This window comes from Brevibacterium otitidis (assembly GCF_042429315.1).
Taxonomy (GTDB): Bacteria; Actinomycetota; Actinomycetes; order Actinomycetales; family Brevibacteriaceae; genus Brevibacterium; species Brevibacterium otitidis.
In genome coordinates, this window is record NZ_JBHMAU010000052.1 from 20797 (window position 1) to 44480 (window position 23684).

The window sequence follows — 23684 nt, forward strand, 5'->3', positions numbered from 1 at the left end:
CGGAGATCGCAGCCCGCTGCGCCCTATGGTGGATGTGCGCAGCCAGGTCGATGGTGGCAGGCAGCTGCCGGGTTTCACGCTGAGAGGCGAGAACCCCCGATATAATCAGGCCCTGCTGACCGCAAACGATACTGGCGAAGTGTTCGAGGCGCTGGCTCGTGTTTACGGTGCCGCGATGGGTACGAGGCGCGCCATCAACACGGGGATTTCCGATGTACATGTTCAATCAGGAGCCGGCCCTGACGTATATGGCGCCGTATGCGTGGATGGTCATGGACGGCATTCTCGTCGAGGATCCAGAGCTGTACCAGCGTGCGGTGGACACCGCGAAGCAACTGAGCGAAGAGATGGCCGCCGACGGTGACGACTACGTGCCGTGGCTCGTCGAAGTGCACCTGCCGCCGTTCATTGAGATGCACCGCAAAGCAGGCCTGCACCTGGATCTGATGGACAGCGACGGCTGACAACCCCACACGGTGCGCTGCTCACGCGGCATGCCGATCGCGTGCCCGGTCCTCACCGCCTGGTTCGCCTGGGCAACTGGGGCGTCTTTTTCCCCGCCGCGCAAAGTATGCCGCCGGGGGTATAGCTTCACCCACAGGCATGCGGTGCGTCACTGAACTTTCATAGGGAGTTCATGAGATGTGAATAACTTCCGAAGCATGAACGCACTTCTTACTCCGGCGCTTGCAGCCGCCAAGGTTTCACTCGCCATGTCCTTCATTGAGAAGATCGCAACCGATGGACCTCCGGTGTGGCTCATCGTCGCTTTCGTGGCCGTCATCGTCGTCGTGCCGACCCTCTTCTCCCTGTTGCGCATGCGGAAGCATCTCATGTCCGCCTTCGGCGTCGAGGAGAAGCTCGGTCCGGACGCACAGCTGGGAATCGGGCAGATCACCGGCGTCGAGCCCACCGGCACACTCATCAACGACGTGCGCGTCTACAAGATCCACATGGCGGTGCGCGGACAGAACTACGAAGAGTTCTCCGGCGTGCTCAAGCGCCCCGTCTACGAACACGAGATCGCGATGATGAGCGAAGGCACTGTGCTGCCGGTCGCCTACCGCCCCAAGAAGCGCGAAGAGCTGTCGATGGTGCCCGAGAGCAAGATGGCAGAGGCCAATGCTCTGCTGCAGCAGCAGCGCGTGGCGATGGGCGTGGCTGACCCCCGTGACGAGAGCATCTTCCAGCAGGGCACCACGGTCCAGGGCGTTGTCACCACCCTCAAGCCCACCGGCGAGATCCGCCACGGACACAACGGCGTCATGATCGGCGTGAGCTTCGCCCGCCAGGATGCTCCGGGCAGCTTCATCGAGCGTGAGAAGCACGGCTACCTGCTGCCGACGACCATGAGCCAGATGACGGTCGGCAAGCACGTCGGCGTCACGTACCTGCCCTACGACGACTCACAGTTCGTCATCACCTCTTCGGTCAACTGACGCGCACGGCCCGGCGAGGCCGGAGTCACGAGAGAGCCGTCGGCCCAGTGCCGGCGGCTCTCGTCAATGGCGGCGACGGTTGCCGCCGAGAACGAAGAAGACGAGTCCAGCCGCGATCGCTGCGATGCCGACGAGGCCGCCGATCGCCCAAGCAGGGCCGGCAGCGCTGGCCAGATCAGCCGCCTCTCTATCCGCCTGACCGGGCGCGGTCGAGTTAGCCCGGCTGGTGGCACCATCGCCGGGATGGTCAGCGCTGATGGTGTCCTCCCCATCGGCGGCGCCGGAACCGGGCGCCTGGGGGACCGGGTCAGCATAGTTGTGCGTGCGGCTGTCGTCACCATCGCCGGTGGGCGCCCAGTCATCACCAGCCTGATCAGGCAGCCTGTCGGACTGCTGGCCATTGCCGTTGTTCGGGTCGTCAAGGCTGTTCGGCGGCCGGCTCTCTCTGGACTCGTCCTTGCGATCCGAATCGTCATCGCGGGAACCTGAGCCGCCTTTGTCGTCATCATCCGGGGCTTTGTCGGTCGGCTTGGGGCCCGGGCGCTGCGTCGGCTCCTGGCTCGGCTCCTGCGACGGCGGGCCGCTCGTCGGCTCCTGAGACGGCGGGCCGCTGGACGGCTCCTGAGACGGGGACGGACTCGCTGACGGGCTGCTCGACGGTGTCGGGGACGGGCCGGGGTCGCCCAGGGAATCGGATGGGACCTGCGGTGAAGTGACGCTCAGCGCACCATCGGGGCCGAGGTCGAACGTGATCTTCGGATCGGTCCTGAAGGTGATCTGCTCGCCGGGTCCGGGCGGTTTCCCTGCTGCGGCAGGCTGCGGGAGAGAGGAGCCTGCCACGATGAGGAAGCCGTTGCCGTCGACCGCGCAGGCGCTCAGCCCCTCGATATTGCAGTCGAAGGTGCCGAGGATGAGCTCATTCGTCAGCGGCGTGCGATCATCAGCGCGGACGAACTGGACGGTGCCGGCCTTCGCGTCGTACCGGCCGACGCCCTTGATGAGCGTGCCGTCATCCTCGCCCGGAGTGTCAGTCGAAGTCGGCAGCTGCAAGTTCGTCGGATCCGGCGACGGCACCTCGGGAGGATCGCTGAAGGTCGGCGTCTCACTCGCCGCGGCATCGGCGCCGGTGGGTCCGGCGGAAGAGCCGGCCACCGCCTCGGCGGCGGGAGCAGATGCGGCAGGCACGGTGGCGCTGAGCGGCACGAGGAGGGCACCACCCACCGCAGCACCGGCAAGTACCCGTACTGGTGAGGTGTGGCGTTCCGATCCTCGACTGTGCATCTGTTCTAAGCGGTTCCTCTGCAACGATGGGTGCCGACCGCTTCGAATGGTGCCAGGAGGCGGGGCCGGCCTGAAGTATGGTAGCGGTCGGCGGCAGGCCTCGACAAAGCGAGACGCGCCAGGCGAGAGCCGGTCTCCGGGCCGTGGGGCTGTTCCCGCAGCAGGCTGGCTGCGGACCTGTCATTACGAGTCACTACGATACCCGACCACACGGTCAGTTCCCTCCCGAGTGATGGCGAAGCCCTCATCGGTGACGCCCAGCAGATTCGTGCGCACCTGCCAGGCCGTGTCCCCGTTCACGAGCACCGGCGTGTTGTCGATGACCGCCGGCGTCACCTGCCCGCGCGGTTCGGAGAACCGGGCATTCGATTCCGAGCCGTCGCGCTGCAGCAGCCCATCGTCCATCGAGAACAGGTACGGGCCGATGACGGCGAGCTCATAGCCCTGCCCGCGCACCCAATCGGCCTCGCCGACCGTGTCCGTCGTCGTCGACACCGTCGAGGCGATCGTGCCGTCGGCCAGCGAATGCACGACGAGCTGGATGCGGTGCCCGGAGTTCGTGCTCGCTCCCGGCTGACCCCACAGGGTCACGACTTTGCCGTGGCCGGCAGTGACCCAGCGGATGATCTGCAGATCATCGGTCGGGGCTTCGAGTTCGACGCTGCGCTCCTCACCGGTGTCGATGTCGGTGACGGTCAGCGGCCCGGAGAACTCCGCGCTGATGAGATCTGTGCCGTCGAGGGCCATCGGGGTCGAACCGGCGGCCGGAGTCGGCAGATGGGTGAGCCCGGTGGGGGCGAAGGTCAAGAGCTCATCGCCGCTCTTGATGAGCACATTCGTGCCGGCCGAGGAGATCCGCGCGCCCTCCGGCAGGCGGTACTTCACCGCATCGTCCTCACCGTCGATGAGTGCGAAGGCGCTGTCGTCGATGCGCCACACGAGCGCCGGCCGGCCGCCGATGACGGTGTCGACGGCGAAGCTCGGCGGCTCCGGGACCTCGGTCTCGAAGCGCTGCTTGCCGGTCGACGGGTCGAGGATCTGCAGCCGGTCCTGGGTGACGACGACCACGCCGCGCGAGGTGGCCGTGACCGAGGCGTCGGCGGGGATCTCCGACTCCCACGCCGGGGCGTTCTCGAACTCGGGCACCGGCGAGCCGCCGGTGGCGATCGACAGGGACTGCTGGGTGGCGGCGCCGTTGGCCGCCGGGATGCTCTCCGGCGCCTGGCTTTCGGGGGTGCCGATGATGCGCGGCATGAAATAGGCCGCCAGCGCGATGATGAGCAGCACCGCCAGCACGATCGTCGGCACGGTCAGGCCCCGCATCTGCAGGCGGCTGCGCAGCCGCCTGGGCCGGCGCCGAGGTGTGCCGTCCAGCTGCCTGCCGGCTCCGCTGGCCGGGTCCTTCTGCTCCGGCAGGGAGCCGGTGTGCGGTCCGGTCGGTGCGGCGGGACCGGAGAACCGGTCGCGGACCGGATAGCCGCTGCCCGCCTCGGGAGCGGGACCCGGCTGCCCGCCGGTACGGTGACCGGCTGCCGGGGCGGCGCCGGAGGTGGGCCCGCTGCTGGAGCGCGGGGTGTTGGAAGCAGGTGCGGTGCCGGGTTCGGGAGCCGAGCGCAGGCGCCCGTCCGAATCGATGTGCAGCGAGCGCTGGGCGCCGTGATCGTCGAGCTCGACGGTGATGTCGGTGTGCTGCTCGCGCGCCAGAGCCGTCAGGTGCGCGATCGCAGACCCGACATCAGGGTGCTGCGATGGCGTGCCGGCGGCCGTGACATGCACGGTCCGATCAGCGGCGACGCGCACGTACGCTGTGGGCATGAACAGGAACCTCGAAGAATGGAGAGGGGAAGGGTCGCTCCCAGTGTAGGGACACGATCGGCCGAAAATGCCCACCGAGTCCTAATAGTTATCTGGCAGCGATGTGATCGTTGTCTGCCCGGTCAGTCGGCGGTTTGCTCTTCGCTTGGGGACGTCTTAAGATAGTCGATGCTGTCTGAAAGCAGTGATGGTGGCTATAGCTCAGCTGGTAGAGCACCGCGTTGTGGTCGCGGGGGTCGCGGGTTCAAGCCCCGTTAGCCACCCCACACCGAAACCCCGCTCGCCCACGTCGATAGTGGGCAGGCGGGGTTTTCGCTTGCCCACCTCCGGATCTGCGGCAGTGAACCGGAGGATGGCCGGATCGTCAGACGGCAGAAAGTCTGTGCGGGCATGCCGGCGCTGTGCTTCTCGCACCGAATCCTCCCTCGTGGTGAATCTCACCCGCTCTGCCAGTGTCAACACATGAGACACTCAGGAGATACATCAAGGAGGCTTGCTATGAGTGACGATTCACCGATCATCGACGTCATCACGACGATCAACACCCCACTGACCTATGTCCTCATCGCGGTTCTCGGTGCCGCCGGACTGTACCTGTCGATCCGCACCGGAATCGTGCAGCTGCGGCTGCTGCCGGAGATGTTCCGGGTCATCGGCGAATCGGCCGGGCGCGACTCGGCAGGGGAGAAGCAGATCTCCTCGTTCCGCGCCTTCTGCGTCTCCGCAGCCTCCCGTGTGGGCACCGGCAACATCGCCGGCATCGCCCTGGCGATCTCCGTCGGCGGACCCGGTGCGGTGTTCTGGATGTGGCTGCTGGCTCTCATCGGCTCGGCGACCGCGTTCACCGAATCCACGCTGAGCCAGCTGTACAAGGTCAAGGACCAGGCCGCCTACCGCGGCGGTCCTGCCTACTACATGAAGCTCGGCCTCAGGAAGCCGTGGATGGGCGCGTTCTTCGCCGTCATCATCGCCATCACCTACGGGCTTGTGTTCAACTCCGTGCAGTCGAACTCGATCGTCGATGCCACCAGCACCTCCTTCGGCGCCCAGGGTGAGGCCGGCCGCGAGATGATGGCGATCGTCATCGGCATCGCGCTCGCACTCCTCGTCGGCGTCATCATCCTCGGCGGTGTCCACCGGATCTCGATGCTCTCGTCGATCATCGTCCCGGTCATGGCCGTGCTCTACCTCATCCTCGGCATCATCGTCGTGTTCATGAACCTCGACGCAGTCCCGCGCATGTTCGAGCTCATCGTCTTCAACGCCTTCGGCCTGCGCCCGGTCATGGGCGCCGGGGTCGGCCTCGTCATCATGACCGGCATCCAGCGCGGCCTCTTCTCCAACGAGGCCGGCATGGGCTCAGTCCCGAACGCCGCAGCGACCTCCTCGGTGTCGCACCCGGTCAAGCAGGGACTCGTACAGAGCCTCGGTGTGTACTTCGACACGATGATCGTGTGTACGATCACCGCGTTCATCGTGCTGCTGTCCAACCCCGAATACGGCACCGCTGCCGGTGCCTCGTTGACCCAGACCGCACTGTCGGACCAGCTCGGCCAGTGGGCCGTGCACTTCCTGACCATCGCGATCTTCCTCTTCGCCTTCTCCTCGATCCTGGGCAACTACTACTACGGCGAGACGAACATCCAGTTCCTCACCGATCGCCGCTGGGTGCTCAGCGTTTACCGCGCGATTGTGCTCATCGCGGTGTTCGTCGGCGCCGTGCTCGCCTTGCCGGTCGTGTGGGAGGCGGCGAACCTGTTCATGACGATCATGGCGCTGACGAACCTCGTGGCCGTCATCCTGCTCGGCCGCAAGGCCGTCTGGCTGCTCAAGGACTACCTGCGCCAGCGCAAGGAGAACCGCGAACCTGTCTTCAACCGCGAGCAGCTCGACGACCAGCGCGGCATCGAAGCCTGGGACGGCGCCGACGAGGCGACCCGCCCGGAGTTCTGGGAGGAGCAGGCCCAGGCGAAGCAGAAGAATCGCTAGCCGGCTGGCGATCAGAGCCTGAGCTCGAAGATCGCCTCAGCGAGGAACCCGGTGAAGCCGAGCTCCTCGTTCACCCGCAGCATCGGCGTGTTCTCCGCGGCGTTCCACGTCATCACGTAGGGCGCCTCGGGCACCTCGACGCGCAGGCGCAGCAGGTTCGCCGCCTTGACGAGCTTCCCGAGGCGGTGGCCGCGGTGTGGGCCGGCGACGAGCGTGTCCCACTGTTCGACCGCGTTGGCCGGTGAGGCTGCCGGGCTGGCGAGTTCGTTGTAGGCGACAAGGTCGCCGGTGGGCAGGTGCTCGGCAACGGCGAGGAACACACGGTGGGTCACGGCGTATTCGGCGTAGGCGTCGCGGATCCGCGCGGCATCCCAGTTCTCGGCGACGATGTCGAGGCCGCCGTGTGGAATGTCGATCGACATGCGGCTGACGAGGGCCGTCATCGCCTCTAGGCGGTTCTCGGGAACTCCGCCCTCCCACAGGTGCACCCGATAATCGGACCCGGCATGCGCCTCGGCGTCGGCATGAGCACGCTCGAGCGGCGTGGTGCTGCCGGTGAGCTCATACCGGGAGACCCGCTCGATCTGGCCGAGCGTCATGCCCAGGCCGCGCGCGAGGCGGACACCGGGATGGTCTGCGGGCACGACTCCGTGCCCGGTGGGGGAGCGCAGCAGCGTGACCGCACTCGGCTCGGTGATGACCGGGGTCGAGACGTAGCTGTGCACAAGCCGGGCGCCGGCGCCGCGGGCAGCAGCCAGGGCCGCCTCGGCGAGCTGACGGCCGATGCCCTGACCGCGGTGGTCGGGGTGGACGAAGACAGTGAGCTCGGCGGCAGCATCGGTGTCGCGCAGCTGCAGTCCCAGCCGGGCATGGCCGAGGGTGGCATCGCCGCTACGAGCCAGCCAGCGGCGGACGTGCAGGTTCGTATTAGCAGCCTCGGAGCGGTAGTCCTCGGCCGGGTCGGTGTCCCATTCATCGGAGCCGATGGTCTCGGCGTTGCTGAGGTGGACGAGTCGGCGGTGGTCGAGCCAATCCGGGTGATCGGGTGAGGCGGGGCGGGCGACCTCTGCAACGGTGCAGGCAGGCATGACAGGGCCTTTCGAAAGGTGATGACAGTGATGATCAGGCGGGTTCACTGAGGCTGCCGTGGAGCGACGGTGCTCGACACGGAACTGTCAGCGCACGGTCGTCTCAGACGTCCTGCAGGAGCGTGATGATCGTTATAGTTGCCGACGCTACCACGGCCTCGGTGCGCCTGGTGCGCTCCGCATTCATCGATCTTTCCGCGCGGGTGCTGAGTTCGCGCAGAATCGGCTTCACATTGGTGTATAGGCACATCATTACGTGAACGTACGTACATATGACTCCACGGATTTCTGGACGTACGCTGTGCACGACAACCCGACTTATTGATTCAGCATTCATATAAACGAAAGTGGTTCTGGCTATGCCCTCCATCCGGCGGTTCCTCGTCGCAGCAGCCACCTCAGCAGCACTCATCGCCGCGCCCTTCTCCTCCTCAGCGTTCGCCGCTCCGGCTCCCGGTGACATCGCCGTCGCCCCCGCCGCTGCCGGCAGCAGCTGCGGTGATGACAGGACTGAGCTGTGGGACGACGTCCCCCAGGTCGGTAAGCGCAATGTCGTGACGACCGAGCATTCCGATTCAGTGGCGATGTGCCTGACCGGTGGTCAGATGCACATGTACAGCCTCGTCGACTGGGCACCGGAAGGGGGCAAGTACCGCCCGCACACCCGGCAGGCGGCGAGCTCGCTGTTCTTCAACGTCAATGACGCACTGAAGATGACCCTGCCGGGCGACCCGAAGTGGGAGTTCACCGGAGCCGCCGGCAAGGAGGCCTGGGTGGTTCCGCAGCAGCAGAACCACAAGGGCATCTGGGCCGGCTGGAACACCCAGGACATCAGGGAAGCTGACATCGACGGTCCGATCACCATGTCGATCGACCGGGCCAAGTCGAGCGTGCCCGAGGGCGCCAACGTCGAGCTGTTCCAGTTCGGCACCTTCGGCGGTGTCAACCGGATCCTGTCGCTCAACGACGATGCGCACCGCACCTACCAGCAGAGCGCTAACGCCCACGTGCACTCGAACTGGTCGTTCACCCACCCGGGCATCTACAAGCTGCACTTCACCGCGACTGCCACCCCGAAGGGCGGACAGCCGACGAGCGCCGGGCAGGACTACTACTTCGTCGTCGGTGACTACGAGAAGTACGCCGACGAGCTGACCGCCATTGACAACCCGCCGACTGAGGACCCGACCGAGGATCCCACCGGTGAGCCGACGGACGATCCCAGCCAGACTCCTCCCGAGGACAGCGATCTGCCGCGGGTGAGCATCAAGGGTGACCGCACCCAATACCGCGTCGGCGATCCGGCGAACTTCTCAGCCGTGCTGCAGGACAGCGACCGCATCGGCGTCCTGTACTGGGAGACCGCCGCAGCCGGTGCGAAGCACTGGAACCGGCAGGGCAACAACGCCGACAACACCTATACGATCCGTGAGATCACCGAGAAGCACGACGGCATGCGGGTGCGTGCGATCTACCAGGTCGACGGCGGGGGAATCGCAGCCTCGAACGAGTTCGTCATCAAGGTCAGCGGATCCGCCGGCTCCGATGAGGGCGGCTCGGGTGATGACACGCCCGGCGGTGACAAGCCCGGTAAGGACGAGACAGAGGCTCCGGGCGAAACCAAGAACCCGGAGGAGACCGCCTCACCCGATAAGGGCGAGGGCTCGGAGACCAAGGAGCCCGGTTCGAACAGCACCGGAGGCGCCGGTGGAGGCGGCGGCGCTGGCAGCTCCGGCTCCGGTGCCAACGGAAGCGGCACCTCGGGAGCGGGCGGATCCGGTGGCAAGACCTACGCTGTCTGCACCCCTGACTCCGCACCGAACGGACACGGCGGAACCGGGGCCTCCGGTGCCGGCGGAGCCGGAGGAGGCGCCGGCGGCAGTGCCGACGGTCAGGGCACCGAAGACGACGAAGCGCCCGCCGGTGAGCGCGTGCAGGTCTCCGATGGGCACTTCGACTTCGGCCCGCGGATGCGCGGCAACTCCGTCAAGGCACAGCTCAAGGACGACCGCGAGGCACCGCCGACCTGGCGGGATCCAGCAGACGTCGAGTTCCTCATCGGCGATGCGGCCAAGCAGCCGCTGCCGGAGAAGGGCTTCGACTTCGTCGGCAAGCCCGGCGAGGAGGTGTGGATGATCAGCCAGGTGCAGCAGACGGGTGTGCCGTGGCTGGGCTGGAACACCCAGGATCCCGAGCTCGTCAACAACGCCTCCGCTGTCAACATGCGCCTCGACGCCCTCAACGGGCCCGGCAAGATGAATGTGTTCGTCGGCGGCGGCGGCTTCGGCGGCAGCGACGTCAAGCACGTGTTCCAGAATCCCGGGGACTCCTACGACATCCCGATGCGCACCCACGAGCACGGCTACTGGGTGTTCACCGCAGCCGGTCAGTACACCGCTGACATCACCTTCACCGTCACGACCGCTGCCGGTGAGCAGCTGAGCGCCTCGGGCACCCTGCACTTCACCGTCGGCGGTGACGCCAACGCAGGCGGAGACGCCCACGCCGGCGGTGCTGTGGCGCAGGCCGCCGGTGCACAGCCGGGCCAGGCCGGTCAGCCGGGCCAGGCCGGTCAGCCGGGGCAGCCCGGTGCCCCCGGACAGCCCGGAGACGCCGGCCAGCCGGGAGCCGATCCGAGCGCCTCCGCTGACCCGTCGGGTGCACCGGCCGGTTCCAGTACCTCGGGTGCGGCTGGCTCCGGGACGATGAAGGACAAGGACGGCAACCCGGTCCCAGCCGGTGCCAAGATCCGCTACGTCGACTGCTCCAACCTGCCGCGCACCGGTGCCGACGCGATCGGCTACTACGTCGCCGGCGGCGCGGTGCTCATTACCCTGGGTGTGGTGCTGCTGTCCGCCCGCCGGAAGGAAGACAGCTGAGGCGCATGCGCCGGCTGGCCGCACTGTGCACGACCCTGACACTGGCCCTCTCCGGGTGCGCGGCGAAGCCGCTGCTGAGCGCGCACCCGGAGGACGGCAGGCTGCAGGTGGTGGCGACGACGAACGTCATCGCCGATATCGCCGCCCAGGTCGGGGGAGAGCATGTGCAGGTCGCCAGCCTCGTGCCGCCGGGGGCGGACCCGCACTCCTATGAGCCGACGCTGCGCGATGTGCGCAACATCGTCTACGCCGATGTCGCGTTCTCCAACTATGTGCTGCTCGAAGAGCACAAGCTCATCAAGACCCTGGACTCCAACATCAGCCCGCAGGCGGCGAACGTGGCGCTGGCCGAAGGGGCGGTGAAGTACGCCGCCGAGGTGATCCCGCTCGTCGAGGACGTCTCACTCGACACCATCTGGCTGGGTCTGCGCGTGCACGGCGACGGCAGCCGGTTCGGCGCCGACCGGACGAGTGACATGCATCTGCGGCTGACCGGATTCTCCGGGCCGGGCACGATGCACGGGTTCCTCACCGAGGGGCTGGGCCAGACGTCGATGTACTTCGACTCCAGCGACGGCGTCGACCCGAGTGAGGACGAAGCGGTGCTGCCGGCCAATGCGCACACGCATCTGAGCTGGGCGTTCTCCGCACCCGGGGTCTACACCGCGACCTTCGCCGGCAGTGTGCGCCCTGAGGCCGAGGCGCCCGAGGTGCGGGTCGGAGAGGCGACGTTCACCTTCGTCGTCGGCCAGGATCCCGCTCAGATCCCGGAGCTTACCGGCCGTGAGCGGCTGGACGGCGGGCATGCCGATATTGCGATGAACCTCGATGAGCAGGCGATGGAGATCGTCTACGACGACACGAGCTCCGGGACGGTCGAGCAGCGGCACCTGCCTGCCGCGGAGGCTGTCATCGAGGTGACGAACAGGGCCTGGCAGGAGATCCCCTCGGGTGCGGGGTTCCTCGGGCCCAAGGGCTCCTCGGTGTATCTGCTGCCGCAGGCGGTGCTCGGCAAGCACGTCCACGGTGAGATCGACCCGCATCTGTGGCATTCGGTGACGAACTCGATCGCCTACGCCAAACTCATCCGCGACACCTTCATCGCAGCCGACCCCGAGCACACGGACGAGTACCACGCCGCCGCTGAGGCCTACATCGACCGGCTCGATGCGCTCGATGCCGAGGTGCGGCAGACGATCGCCGAGATCCCGGAGTCCCGCCGCCACCTGGTGACCACCCACGACGCCTTCGCCTATCTGGCCAAGGATTACGACATCTCGGTCGCCGGCTTCGTCACCCCGAATCCGTCGACGGAGCCGTCGATCACCGACATGGTGCGGCTCACCGACACGGTGCGCAACCTCCAGGTGCCTGCCGTGTTCCTCGAACCGCAGCTGGCTGCCCGCGCACAGACCCTGCGCGAACTCGCCGCCGTCACCGGCATCGAGGTCTGCCCGATCTACTCCGATGCCTTCGATGCCACCGTCACGTCCTATGAAGAGCTCATGCGCTTCAACGCCCGATCACTCAAGAGGTGTCTGTCATGACCATCCGCTCCGCCCTCAGCTCCGCCTGCCTGGCGGCCGCCCTCATCCTCGGCCCGGCCGCCGCGCCGGCGCTCGCCCAGCCGGCCGAGGATCCGAACCTCGAGCAGACCGTCACCGATGACGAGGAGCTCGTCGATGATGAAGCGGTACTCGATTCCGGCCACATCGACATCGGGCCCAAGCTTGTCGGCGATGAGTTCCAGCTCGTCATGCGCGATGACACCGAGGCCCCGCCGGTGTGGCGCAGCCTCGACAGGACCGTGCTCAAAGTCAACGACGAGGGCGCGAAGATGCCGATGCCCGATGACGAGCAGTACGCCTTCATCGGCGCCGAACCCGGCGCAGACGTCTGGCTCATCCCGCAGGTCGAGAAGCCCGGACTCATCTGGGCCGGCTGGAACACCCAGGATCCGGCCTTCACCCAGACCGCCCAGCGCGGCATGAACCTCGAGTACCACGGCATGCAGGGGCCCGGTGACATGGTGCTGTACCTGCAGAACGGCAGCTTCGGCGAGCCCGAGCAGCTGTGGGATTCGCGCAAGGGTGCCGATCAGAAGATCTTCGTCGAGAACAACACCCACACCCACGCCAACTGGGTCTTCACCGCACCCGGCGTGTACCTCCTCGACATCGGCGTGTCCTTCACCGACGCCGCCGGCAACGAGGTCTCCTCCCGGCAGGTGCTGCGCTTGGCCGTCGGCGATGCAGCCAGCACCGATGAGGCGATGAGCGCCGAGTACACCGGTGATCAGGCGGGCGGCGCAGGCGACGCTGCCGGTGCGGATGAGGCCGATGCCGACGCCGAGGCGGGGGCCGGCGGGGCGGCCGATCCGCTCATGTTCGTGCTGCTGGGTGTCGGTGCCGTGCTCATCGTCGTGGTCGCCATCGCCGTCATCGGCTCCGCACGCGCGAAGAAGCGTGCCGCAGCAGCCGAGCACTCCGGCCAGGGGATGGGGCAGTGAGGCAGGCGAACAGCACCCGCCCGGCCTCCGCCTCGGAAACGGTAGAGGCGAGCCCCGCCTCGGGCGCGGCGCTGGAGGTCTCTGGGCTCACCGTCGACCTCGGCGGCCGGCCGGTGCTCACCGGCCTCGACCTCAGTGTTGCCGCCGGTCAGTTCCTCGGGCTGCTCGGGCCCAACGGGGCGGGGAAGACGACGCTGCTGCGCGCGATCCTCGGGCTCATCCCGCACCGCGGCGACATCCGGGTGTCGGGCCGGCCGGCTGCGGCGCTGCGCGGGCGGATCGGCTACGTGCCTCAGCGCCACGAGTTCACTTGGGACTTCCCGATCTCTGTTGAGGACGTCGTGCTCACCGGCCGGTCCTCGCGTCTGGGCTGGCTGCGCCGGCCCCAGGTCGCTGACTACCAAGCCGTCAACACCGCACTCGCCCAGGTGGAGCTCGACCATGTGCGCCGGCGCCCGGTCGCCGAGCTCTCCGGCGGGCAGCGGCAGCGGGTGCTCGTCGCCCGCGCCCTGGCGATGGACTCCCAGCTGCTGCTTCTCGACGAGCCATTCACCGGCGTCGATATGCCGACCGCCGAGCTGCTCACCGGACTCTTCGGCCGGCTGGCAGCAGCGGGCCGCACCGTCATCATGTCCACCCACGACCTGCCAGCGGCGATGGTGACGTGCACGCAGATCGCGCTGCTGCGCGGCACCATCCGCCTGCACGGCACCCCCGATGAGGTCCGCGATCCGGAGGTGTGGATGGACACCTTCAGCGTCTCGGCGACCTCGCCGCTTCTCACCAGCATCGGACTGAGCGCATGAGCTTCTTCGACTTCCTCGCCGACCTGAGCAACCCGATGCTCGCCTTCCTGCCGAAGGCGCTGCTCATGGCCGTCATGGCCGCGATCATCTGCGGTGTCGTCGGCACCTACGTCGTGCTGCGCGGCATGTCCTTCATCGGCGACGCTGTGGCCCACTCGGTGTTCCCCGGTCTGGCGATCGCCTTCGTGCTGCAGGGCTCGCTGGTCCTCGGCGGGGCGGTGGCCGGCGTGTGCACTGCGATCCTCGTGGCGATCTTCTCCCAGAACCGCCGGCTGAAGGAGGACAGCATCATCGGCGTGTTCTTCGTCGCCGCCTTCGCCGCCGGCATCGTCATCATCTCCCGGGCACCCGGCTATGCCGGCTCCCTGACAGACTTCCTCTTCGGTTCGATCACCGGCATCCCCACCCGCGACGTCTACACCGTCGCCATCACCGGCGTGCTCATCATCACCCTCCTCATGGTGCTGCACAAAGAGCTCGTCGCCGTCAGCCTCGACCGCGACTTCGCCCGCGCCATGGGGCTGCCGGTGTTCTGGCTCGATATCGTCCTCTATGTGCTCGTCACGCTGGCGATCGTCGTGTCCGTGCAGACCATCGGCAACATCCTCGTCCTCGCCCTGCTCATCACCCCGGCTGCTGCGGCCCGACTGCTGACCGACAAGCTCGTGACGATGATGATCCTCGCCCCTGTCATCGGTGCGCTCGGCGCGTTCGCCGGCCTGTATCTGTCGTGGGGATTCGACCTGCCCGTCGGCGGCACCATCGTCCTCGTGCTGACGGCAGTGTTCCTCGTGCTGTGGATCTTCGCCCCGCGCCACGGACTGCTCATGCGCAGCCGCCAGCGGGAGGTCGCGCATGCATAAGAGCCTGCGCCAGGCGGCCGCGATGCTCGTCATCGCGCTGCTGGCCGCCGCGCACGTCGCGTTCGGCTGGATGCCGGTGACCGCAGCCGAGGCGCCGGGCACCGACAGTGCCGACGCTCCCGTGTCGCTGAAGGCCACTGGCGAGAGTGCCGGGCGCCTGCACGTCGACACGCGTTCCTTCGCTCGTGCTCTCGGCCCGGTGACCGTGCTCATCGACCGTTCGACCGCGCCCGAGGCGGAACTCGCCGGACGTGATCTGCCGGCGGCAGTGCAGATGCGCCCGCAGACCACCGGGCACCTGCCGGTCACCGGCCTGAAACCCGGCACCTGCTTGGGCGTGCGCGTCTCGGCTGTCGTGAAGAAGGGTGAGAAGACCCAGCGCCGCACCATCGACACCGTCGTCACCACCGCGCGAGAGCACACTGACGATGCCGAGGCCTGCCCCGACTACGCCGAACTGCCGCACATCACACCGCAGCCGGTGAAGGAAACGAAGGCGAAGGCCGGTCCAGGTGAGGGTACCGTGCGCATCACCCCAGACGGTGCCTTCACCCGCGCCGGCCGGGAATGGGCGAAGGCCAGCGACCTCGACCGGAAGCTCAAGAAGCACGAGGACGGCACGATCGCCGAGGACATCACCGTCGACATCGACCAGCTCACCGGCACCACCGCCTCGGGCACGGACGACGAGAGCACACCTGGGCCCCGCGACTGGGTCGAGGTGCGCATCCGCAGTGCCGCGAAGGTGCAGCTGACGAACCCGGCCGATCCGCGCGGCACCCAGCATCATCCAGGACGTGCGAAGACCGTGACGATGCGCATGACCGACCCGACCCGGCTCGTGTTCGACGCCGCGTTCCCCACCACCGGACCGCACTGCCTGGGCATCGACATCGCCCCGGCAGGGAAGAAGAAGCCGGTCGCGGCCACCACGCTGCACTACGGGATGCGCGGTGATGACGCCCGCGCCTGCCCGGATCCGCGCGACCCCGACGCCGCCCCCGACGACGACGAGTCCGAGGATCCCGACGACTCCGGCGAGCCCGATGACCCCGGCACCGGTGACGACGGGGGCACAGACGGCGACACCGGCGAGGACACCGGCAGCGACGACAAAGACAGCCGCGACTCCGATCCCGAGGGCGGACTGAGCCCGGAGGAGCGGCGCACGCTGGCCGGCCAGGGGGCCGTGTTCGGCTCCGATATGGTCGCCTCTGCTCCGGTGCCCGGCCTGCCGCTCGTGCAGAGCATCTCCACTCCGGTGGTGCCGGCCTTCGGGCTCATGTGCACCCCGGCAGCCGCCGACCAGCGCGTCCAGGTCCGCTCCGGTCTCACCCAGCTGGCCATCACCCACGACTTCACCGGCCCGCGCGCCGAACTCACCGACCTGCGCACCCACACCCCGATCACCCGCAAACTCGCCGATGTCGACTACGTGCTGCCAGCCACCGCCACTCTCACCGTCGGCGGCGACGGACTCGGTGAGGTTGCAGAACCCGGCGACGAGCTGTGGGCCAGCTCCCAGGACGGTATGAGCGCACCGGCCATCGGCATCGCCGCGGTCGGCGGGCAGCTGCGCGGCAGCGTCGAGGTCGGCATCGACACCGTGGCAGGGCCTGGCGACGTCGCCCTCATCGGCACCGACGAGTTCGGCGACACCTCCCTGCTGGCCGCCGCCGGGTCGGCGATGAGCGTGCCGGCCGGCGGCACCGAGTTCCCCCGCTTCGCCTTCACCCAGCCGGGCACCTACACCGTCAACACCGTGATCCGCACCGGCAACAGCAGCACGTCGACCCAAGAGATCGTCGTCCCGCTGCACTTCTCCGTCGGCGAGATCGCCTCCCCGCTGGCGACCAACACCGCACTCGCCGCCCTGGTCGGCACCTGCACCGACGTGTCGATGGCCTCGACCCTCGCCCAACCGGACCTGCCCCCACAGCAGCCCGGCCCCGAGGCGGCACCCCCACCAGCCGTTGCCGGGCCGGCAGCCTGGATGTGGCTGCTGGCAGGCCTGGGCATGGGCGTCGCGCTCACCGCCGCCGGCTGGGGAACCCTGCTGCTCGTGCGCAGCCTCAACCTCGGGAGGTCCACATGAAGCCGACCCGTCTGCGCGCCATCGGGCTCATCGCCTTCGGGCTGAGCCTGGCCGTGCTCACGATGCTGTTCGTCAGCGACCTTGTCGGCGCCCACCAGCGGGCGACCGCCCAGTCACCGCACGACCCGCGCCCCACCGCCGAGGCGGTGCCCACCCCAGCCCAGGAGGCACCGGCTGGCCCGGACGCCGGTGGGGGAGCAGACACCGCGCAGCTGCAGCGCACCCAGGTGTCCTCCCAGTGGATCACCGACCAGTCTAAACGCACCGGCATCCCCGCCCGGGTGCTGCAGAGCTATGTCGCCGCCGAGATCTGGGCGGCCCGCCAGTTCCCGCAGTGCGGGCTGCGCTGGAACACCCTGGCCGGCATCGGGTTCGTCGAGTCCGCCCACGGCACCCTCGGCGGCACCTCGGTGACAGCCGCAGGAACTGCCGCCCAGCCGATCATCGGCCCGCAGCTCAACGGCCGCGGTGTTGCCCGCATCACCGACACCGACGGCGGCAGGCTCGACCAGGATCGCGAGTTCGACCGGGCGGTCGGGCCGATGCAGTTCCTGCCGGCAACGTGGCAGGCCTTCGGCATCGACGGCAACGGCGACGGCACCGCGGACGCCCAGAACATCGACGACGCCACCGCCTCGGCGGCGAAGTACCTGTGTTCCGGCAACCGCAATCTCGCCACCCCGGAGGGCTGGACGCAGGCGATCCTCGCCTACAACCCATCCGATGCCTATGTCCGCGCGGTCTTCGACGCTGCCAACCGCACCGCCCACGCCAGCAGCGGCGCGGTCGGCACCTCCGGCACTCCTGCGCCGACGGCAGACAGCACCACCCAAGCGCCGGGGCCGGATGGCACCGAGCCGGGGCCGGACAGCCCCGCTCAGCCCACACACAACGGCTGAGCAGGCCCGGGTGCGGTCAGGAGGTGTGCTGCTCCTCGGCGTGCTCCGCCTCGGCGTCGGCAGAGGCAGAAGCCGAACCGACATCCCCGACGCGGCGCCCGCGCAGCCGGCCGATCGCGGTGTAGGCGATGGCTGCGGCGAGCACGAGGTAGAGCACGATCGACAGCGGTGAGGTGAAGAAGGTGCCGTAGCTGCCGCCGGAGCTCAGCAGCGCATCGCGGAAGTTCGTCTCCGCCAGCGGGCCGAGCACCATGCCGATCATGAGCGGGGCCAGCGGCACTCCGTAGCGGCGCAGCACGAGACCGAGGATCGCGATGAGCAGGAGCAGCGCCAGGTCGAACGTCGACGAGGAGGTCGCGTAGATGCCCAGACCGCAGAACACGGCGATGCCGGCGTAGAGGTGCGGGGCCGGGATCTTCATGAGGCTGGCCCACAGCGGCGCGAGCGGCAGGTTGAGGATGAGCAGCACGACCATCGCGATGAAGAACGAGGCCAGCAGCGCCCACACGAGCTCCGGGGAGCGGTCGAAGAGCAGCGGACCGGGCTGCAGACCGAACTGGCGCAGAGCGGCGAGCATGATCGCCGCGGTCGCCGAGATCGGCAGGCCCAGAGCCAGCAGCGCACCGATGGCCATCGCCGTCGTCGCGTTGCCGGCCGCCTCGGGTCCGGCGATGCCGCGGATGGCGCCCTTGCCGAACTGCGGGTCCTTGCGGTTCCTGTCCAGCCGCTTCTCCAGGCCGTAGGACAGGAAGGTCGGCACGTCCGCGCCGCCGACCGGGATGACGCCGAAGGGCAGGCCGATCGCGGTGCCGCGCAGCCATGCCGGCACCGATTCGCGGAACTCCGCCCGCGTCAGGTACGGCCGGCCGGACGACGGGCGCTGCGTCAGATGCTCGGTGCGCCGGATCCGGGAGGCGATGTGGAACACCTCACCGAGGGCGAGGATCGCGACGGTCACGGTCACCAGCGAGATGCCGTCGAACAGGCCCGGCAGCCCGAAGGTGCCGCGCTCAGTGCCGGAGACCGAATCGATGCCGACCAGCGAGATGCCCACCCCGATGACGAGGGCGGAGAGGCCCTTGAGCACCGAGTCGGCCACGACCGAGGAGGTGGCGACGAAGGCGAAGAGCGCGAGCGCGGTGTACTCGGCTGGGCCGAAGTTCGTCGCGAAGTCCGCCAGCGCCGGGGCGAAGAACACGACGACGACGCTGGAGACGATGCCGCCGAAGAACGCGCCGATCGCCGCAGCGGCCAGCGCCTGCGGGGCGCGCCCGGCCTTGGCCATGCGATGGCCTTCGATCGAGGTGGCGATCGCCGAGGGCTGGCCGGGAGTGCCCGCCAGGATGCCCATCGTCGAATCGCCGAACAGTCCGCCGAAGTACACGCCCGACATGAGGATGAGCGCGCCGGCCGGGTCGAGGGCGAAGGTCATCGGCAGCAGCAGCGCCACCGCCATCGAGGAGCCGAGCCCCGGCAGCACGCCGACGGCGGTGCCGAGCAGGGCGCCGACGAAGACCCACAGCAGGTTCATCGGGGTGAATGCTTCGCCGAAACCGCCGAAGAGGGACATGAGACTGTCAAGCATCACAGACCTCCGAGGATGCCCGAGGGCAGGTTGAGTCCGAGTGAGACGCCCAGGGCCAGGTAGATCATCGCAGATACCGTCAGCGCGACGGTGGCGTCGAAGAGCGGCTTCGTCGAACCCATCGCGCGGGTGATGCACCAGTACAGGCCGGCTGCCGAGAGCAGCCAGCCGAGCGGTTCGAGCAGGAACACGAAGGCTGCGAACCCGCCGATCGCCCAGGCCAGGGAGGTGTAGTCGCTGAAGGTGCGGTGCTCGCCCTGGCCGGCGGTGAGGTCATCGGAGTCGGCTGTGCAGCCGCCGGAGACCGCGCCGCCGGCTTCGACCGGAGGTTCGGGCTTGCGGATATAGGCCACCGCCAGCAGCGCGGCCAGCACATAGCTGGCGGTCGCGATGACGGCGGGGACGAACTGCGGGCCGGGCTTATCGGCGTCCTCTGCGACCTGCATCGTCAGCACCGTGTAGAGCATGTAGGTGCCGAAAGCTGCCATGATGAGCGCGAGCACGAGCCCGGAGCGGCCCGTCCACCAGGAGGTCTGGGCGTCGGCGGACTCTGGTGCTGTTGTGCTGTTGTCCGTAGTCATATCGTTCACAGTCCCAACACCTCAAGCAGTTCGGCAGTGTTCTTCTGGTCCTCGACGAGGAAGTCTTCGAACTCCTCACCGGTCATCCAGGCGTCGACCCAGCTGTTGCGCTTGAGGGCGTCCTGCCATTCGGCGCTGTCGCGGGTCTCTTCGAGCATGGCGATGAGCTCGGCCTTCTCCTCGTCGGTGATGCCGGGGGCGCCGAGCATGCCGCGCCAGTTGCCCATGACGATGTCGACGCCCTGCTCGGACATCGGCTCGATGTCGACGCCGTTGAGCGGTTCCGGCGAGGTCAGGCCGAGGGCCTTGACGCGGCCGGCCTCGATCTGGTCGGAGACCTCGTTGTAGCCGGTGGCGGCGACGTCGGTGGTGCCCGACAGCAGCGTCTGGATCGCCTCACCGCCGCCGGACTTGGGGATGTAGGTGATGTCGGTGCCCTCGATGCCGGCCTCCTGGGCGAGCCGGGCGACGACCTGGTGGTCCATCGAACCGGCCGAGCCGCCGGTCCAGCGGAATCCGCCCGGATCCTCCTGCCACGCTTCCAGCAGGCCGGGCACATCATCATAGGGGGCGTCGACCGGGGCGATGACGACGTCATAGTCCTCGGCCATCCGAGCCAGCAGGGTGACGTCGTCGAAGCCGACCGGCGAGTTGTTGAGCTCGATGCCGCCGACCATCGCCGAACCGGTGGCGATGATCGTCGACGCCTCACCGTGCATGGTGGAGAACCGGCCGAGGCCGATTGTGCCGCCGGCGCCAGGGATGTTGACGACCTGCGCATTGCGCGACACCCCGGCCAGACGCATCGCCTGCTGCTGTTCGCGGACGAAGGAGTCCCAGCCGCCTCCGGCTCCGGCCGGAGCGATCATCGTCAGCCTGGCCCGCAGATCACCGGCCTGGCTGGCGGAGGTGAAGGAGAAGATCGTCGCTGCGCCGATCGAGATGATGGCGACGACCGCATAGATCGCCAGGGCGATCTTCTTGCCTGCAGACGGTCTGCCGGGTGAAGCGGAGCGGTGCGGCTGCGTGCTGCTTGAGGTCGGTGGACTTCCCACGAGGGCTGTGTCCTTTCGAAGACGGCGGCGTCGGCGATGCGGCATCGTCTGCGCATCGGGCGGTGGTCGCTAAATTCTATGCATCCGCTCAGACGGTGTCGAGGATCATCTCAGCTCGCACAACAGGGCCCGCTGAGCAGGATGAACGCCCCGGGCCCGAGGCGGCGGCCGGGTATACGATGACAGCACAGCGTGCATCAGCACAGACCCAGCGTGCATCAGCACAGACCGGAAGGCGCAGGCAGACAGGCAGATGAACAGGGCACAGCAGTCATCGCAGATGTGGCTGTGGCTGCTCGTTGCCGCAGCGGTCTGCACCCAGACCGGCGTGTACCTGCTGCGGCCGGTGACGACGTACAAGCTCATCGACCTCGGTGCCGGAGCCACCGCGGTCGGTCTCGTCACCGCGATCTACGCCCTCGTCCCGCTGGTGGCGGCACTCGCGCTCGGCCGGCTGTCCGACCGCACATCCCGACTGCGGCTCATGGTGCTCGCCGGTGCGCTCATCCTGGTGGCCGGCGGGGTGCTGCTCGCCCTCGGCCAGTCGCTCGTGCTGGTGGCGGTGGCGAACGCGATCCTGGGCATCGGCCACCTCGTCTTCACGATCGCCGGGCAGTCGGCGATCGCCCGCTATGCCCGAGCCGATCAGCTCGACTTCGGCTTCGGCTGGTTCACCGCCGCCTACTCCGCCGGGCAGATGATCGGCCCGCTCGGCGTCACCCTGCTGCTCGGCAGCCAGGCTGCCTCCCGCTCCGGTGAGGTGTCGCTGGCGCTGTGGCTCGGTGCCATCATCACCGCCGGTGCTGTGCCGCTCATGCTCTTCAGCTCCCGGGCCTTCCAGCCCCGTCAGCAGGATCCGGCCGAATCCGAGGCGGGGGCCGGGACCGAGGCGCCGGCCGCACCCGAGGCGGGGGAGCCGGGTGCCGCACCCGAGGCGGACGCGCCGGCCTCGGAGCCCGATCCGCCAGCACCTGAGAAGGCACGGATTCGCTCGATCCTCGCCAATGGAGACATCCGCGCTGCGATGCTGTCGTCACTGGCGCTGCTGGCCGTCCTCGACATCCTCGTCGCCTTCCTCCCGCTCGTCGGTGAGGAGCATGGCGTCGCCCCGGCCTGGATTGGCGTGCTGCTGGCTGTCCGCGGCGTCTCCTCGATCGTCTCGCGTGTGTTCCTGCCGTACTTCTCCCATCGATTCGACCGGTCGCTGCTCGTCTTCGTCAGCGTGCTCGGCGCCGGGATCTCACTCGTCTTCCCGCCGATCGTGCTCGACTGGATGTGGCTGGCCGCACTGCTCATGCTCATCAGCGGATTCTTCCTCGGTTTGGGTCAGCCGCTCACGATGGCACTCATCACCTCATCGGTGCCGGCGGCATGGCGCGGTTCGGCGCTGGCAGTCCGGCTTATGGGCAACCGGATCGGACAGGTGGCGATGCCGCTCATCGCTGGTGTCGTCGCCGCCCCGGTCGGGCCGGCGGCAGCGATCTGGTGCGGATCCGGCCTGCTCATCGCGGCCGCTGCGCATCAGTACCACCGCAATCGCATTGTCGGGGAGGGGTGAAAGGACAGGTGGCGGCTTGGGAGATGAGCGTGATGCTCAGGCAACACAACCCGGACTCGTTGTGATGCCTGAGCATCACATGGTGATCGTCTACTGCGATGCCAATGTTCGCAATCGAACAAAGAGCGGAATGTATGCGGCGAGCGAGATGGCAGTAAGAATGAGGCCTGAAACGCCACTTCCCCCACTCAGCAGATCCTTATTAAATGCAGTGCGGGTCGCTAGAAGAACATTGATAACCAAAGTCCCGACGCCGGTGTAAGCGGCGATGCGGAAAAGGGTTGATGTATGTGATTCATGCCGAGCTGCACGGATGGAGTCAGATAGCTGTATTGTCTTCTCTGCCCATAATATTGCGAGAACGACTGCGCAGGCTATTGCAAGGCCAATCGCATTATAGAGTATCGCGAAGCAAAGGTTAAGCGTCGCGAATGATAGACACGCGATAGCGTGAACCTTGGTTGCATGAAAGGGTGCGGTTTCCATTGGGTCTCCTTGAGCTCGAGCGTGATCTCAGAGTTTGTCACGGCAATCCCACAGTGCAACTACTGCACTACTGATGTAGCCGGCGCTCATTCCCGGAAGGATGGCAGCAACGCATCCTGCCCCAGCAGCAAATGCCCCTGCTGCGCAACCGGCAATCGCTCCAGCTACAGCTCCCTTAATTCCGTGCTCTAGCATTCAGGCAGAATACGACTGCTTGGCGGTGCTCGACCCCGATGCATTGTCAGCATTGGCGTGCGCGCCGCAAGCAATTCCCTCGCGGAAGTCCTTCTTGGCGTCCGGAGGTGAGGTGATCTGAATGACGGCGCTGTTGCCGTCGACCTCCCATTGTCCAACCTTTGCGTCCGGATATCTGCCAGTTACCTCGGTCATGCTGGGTATTTCAATACCTGAATCACCGCTCGGCCCGGTGATTGTCAGTGTTCCGTTCTTGTTCAGTGTCAAATCGGAGCCCTTGTGAGTTTCGATTCGAATCTCGATGTCCCCGTCCTCGGATGGAAAGAGGCAGAATTTATACTGGTCGGAGTCTTCTTGAAACTCTTGCACTTCGGTAACTGACGAGAATGTGTGCTCCGATGCGTGTGCAAAGGACGTGGTCGTTACGGCGCTCACTGAGACTGCTAGGGCAGTCAGTGTGGCGCTGATGGTGAGGCCGAGGGGGATGCGATTCGCGGAACACATGCTATTCCTTTCTTGGGTGAGGGGTGTTTTCAGCGTATCAGCACTCTCGCCTGGTGA

Annotated in this window: 19 protein-coding genes and 1 tRNA gene; 12 read left to right on the forward strand and 8 right to left on the reverse strand. The window is 67.5% G+C overall.

The genetic code is table 11. The annotated features are described in order from the left end of the window. Positions 1-212 precede the first annotated feature (212 nt). Positions 213-464, forward strand: a complete 252-nt coding sequence (locus ACFFN1_RS08055; protein ID WP_376840169.1) for a hypothetical protein — start codon at positions 213-215, stop codon at positions 462-464. Between the two features lie 198 nt (positions 465-662). Further along, a complete protein-coding gene (locus ACFFN1_RS08060; RefSeq protein ID WP_376840170.1) occupies positions 663-1439 on the forward strand; it encodes a hypothetical protein in 777 nt (258 codons plus the stop codon). Positions 1440-1502: 63 nt separating this feature from the next. Here the strand turns inward: ACFFN1_RS08060 and ACFFN1_RS08065 are convergent, their stop codons facing one another. Continuing rightward, positions 1503-2660 carry a hypothetical protein gene (locus ACFFN1_RS08065; protein WP_376840171.1) on the reverse strand — a complete coding sequence of 386 codons (1158 nt, stop codon included), beginning with the start codon at positions 2658-2660 and terminating at the stop codon, positions 1503-1505. A gap of 243 nt (positions 2661-2903) precedes the next feature. Then, entirely contained in the window at positions 2904-4535 is a 1632-nt protein-coding gene (locus ACFFN1_RS08070) for a hypothetical protein (protein WP_376840172.1), read from the reverse strand. A gap of 190 nt (positions 4536-4725) precedes the next feature. On the opposite strand from ACFFN1_RS08070, the gene ACFFN1_RS08075 reads away from it, so the two are divergent. Together ACFFN1_RS08075 and ACFFN1_RS08080 are read left to right on the forward strand one after the other, a co-directional pair. After that, positions 4726-4801 (forward strand) — tRNA-His (locus ACFFN1_RS08075). 232 nt (positions 4802-5033) lie between these two features. Beyond that, positions 5034-6524, forward strand: a complete 1491-nt coding sequence (locus tag ACFFN1_RS08080; RefSeq protein ID WP_376840173.1) for an alanine/glycine:cation symporter family protein — start codon at positions 5034-5036, stop codon at positions 6522-6524. Between the two features lie 11 nt (positions 6525-6535). Here the strand turns inward: ACFFN1_RS08080 and ACFFN1_RS08085 are convergent, their stop codons facing one another. Further along, the gene (locus tag ACFFN1_RS08085; RefSeq protein ID WP_376840174.1) at positions 6536-7612 is read right to left on the reverse strand and encodes a GNAT family N-acetyltransferase; all 1077 of its coding nucleotides are present in this window, start codon (positions 7610-7612) and stop codon (positions 6536-6538) included. Between the two features lie 359 nt (positions 7613-7971). Here ACFFN1_RS08085 and ACFFN1_RS08090 point away from each other — a divergent pair, with 359 nt between their 5' ends. The 7 genes from ACFFN1_RS08090 to ACFFN1_RS08120 are packed head-to-tail and all read left to right on the forward strand — an operon-like array spanning position 7972 to position 17663. After that, complete coding sequence (locus tag ACFFN1_RS08090; RefSeq protein WP_376840175.1) at positions 7972-10491, forward strand: choice-of-anchor M domain-containing protein; 2520 nt, start codon at positions 7972-7974, stop codon at positions 10489-10491. Between the two features lie 5 nt (positions 10492-10496). Continuing rightward, positions 10497-12038 (forward strand): anchored repeat ABC transporter, substrate-binding protein, encoded by a 1542-nt coding sequence (locus ACFFN1_RS08095; protein WP_376840176.1) that lies wholly within the window; start codon positions 10497-10499, stop codon positions 12036-12038. Next, the gene (locus ACFFN1_RS08100; protein ID WP_376840177.1) at positions 12035-13000 is read left to right on the forward strand and encodes a choice-of-anchor M domain-containing protein; all 966 of its coding nucleotides are present in this window, start codon (positions 12035-12037) and stop codon (positions 12998-13000) included. Before ACFFN1_RS08095 ends, ACFFN1_RS08100 begins: the two co-directional genes overlap by 4 nt. After that, the gene (locus ACFFN1_RS08105; RefSeq protein WP_376840178.1) at positions 12997-13806 is read left to right on the forward strand and encodes an anchored repeat-type ABC transporter ATP-binding subunit; all 810 of its coding nucleotides are present in this window, start codon (positions 12997-12999) and stop codon (positions 13804-13806) included. Before ACFFN1_RS08100 ends, ACFFN1_RS08105 begins: the two co-directional genes overlap by 4 nt. Then, positions 13803-14669 carry an anchored repeat-type ABC transporter permease subunit gene (locus ACFFN1_RS08110; protein ID WP_376840179.1) on the forward strand — a complete coding sequence of 289 codons (867 nt, stop codon included), beginning with the start codon at positions 13803-13805 and terminating at the stop codon, positions 14667-14669. Before ACFFN1_RS08105 ends, ACFFN1_RS08110 begins: the two co-directional genes overlap by 4 nt. Next, entirely contained in the window at positions 14662-16764 is a 2103-nt protein-coding gene (locus ACFFN1_RS08115; protein WP_376840180.1) for a hypothetical protein, read from the forward strand. The genes ACFFN1_RS08110 and ACFFN1_RS08115 overlap by 8 nt, the downstream gene beginning before the upstream one ends. Continuing rightward, entirely contained in the window at positions 16761-17663 is a 903-nt protein-coding gene (locus ACFFN1_RS08120; RefSeq protein WP_376840181.1) for a lytic transglycosylase domain-containing protein, read from the forward strand. The genes ACFFN1_RS08115 and ACFFN1_RS08120 overlap by 4 nt, the downstream gene beginning before the upstream one ends. A gap of 16 nt (positions 17664-17679) precedes the next feature. Here ACFFN1_RS08120 and ACFFN1_RS08125 read toward each other — a convergent pair whose 3' ends face one another. From ACFFN1_RS08125 to ACFFN1_RS08135, 3 genes are read right to left on the reverse strand one after another with little or no spacing between them, the layout of a single operon-like run. Next, a complete protein-coding gene (locus tag ACFFN1_RS08125; RefSeq protein ID WP_376840182.1) occupies positions 17680-19248 on the reverse strand; it encodes a tripartite tricarboxylate transporter permease in 1569 nt (522 codons plus the stop codon). After that, on the reverse strand, positions 19248-19829 hold the full coding sequence (locus ACFFN1_RS08130) for a tripartite tricarboxylate transporter TctB family protein (RefSeq protein ID WP_376840183.1): 582 nt from the start codon (positions 19827-19829) through the stop codon (positions 19248-19250). The genes ACFFN1_RS08125 and ACFFN1_RS08130 overlap by 1 nt, the downstream gene beginning before the upstream one ends. Before the next feature lie 5 nt (positions 19830-19834). Next, complete coding sequence (locus ACFFN1_RS08135) at positions 19835-20884, reverse strand: Bug family tripartite tricarboxylate transporter substrate binding protein (RefSeq protein ID WP_376840184.1); 1050 nt, start codon at positions 20882-20884, stop codon at positions 19835-19837. A gap of 253 nt (positions 20885-21137) precedes the next feature. Between ACFFN1_RS08135 and ACFFN1_RS08140 the strand changes: the two genes are divergently transcribed. Further along, on the forward strand, positions 21138-22442 hold the full coding sequence (locus tag ACFFN1_RS08140) for an MFS transporter (protein WP_376840185.1): 1305 nt from the start codon (positions 21138-21140) through the stop codon (positions 22440-22442). Positions 22443-22532: 90 nt separating this feature from the next. Here ACFFN1_RS08140 and ACFFN1_RS08145 read toward each other — a convergent pair whose 3' ends face one another. Continuing rightward, positions 22533-22928 carry a hypothetical protein gene (locus ACFFN1_RS08145; protein WP_376840186.1) on the reverse strand — a complete coding sequence of 132 codons (396 nt, stop codon included), beginning with the start codon at positions 22926-22928 and terminating at the stop codon, positions 22533-22535. A 195-nt stretch (positions 22929-23123) separates the two neighbouring features. After that, complete coding sequence (locus ACFFN1_RS08150) at positions 23124-23558, reverse strand: hypothetical protein (RefSeq protein WP_376840187.1); 435 nt, start codon at positions 23556-23558, stop codon at positions 23124-23126. Positions 23559-23684 lie beyond the last annotated feature (126 nt).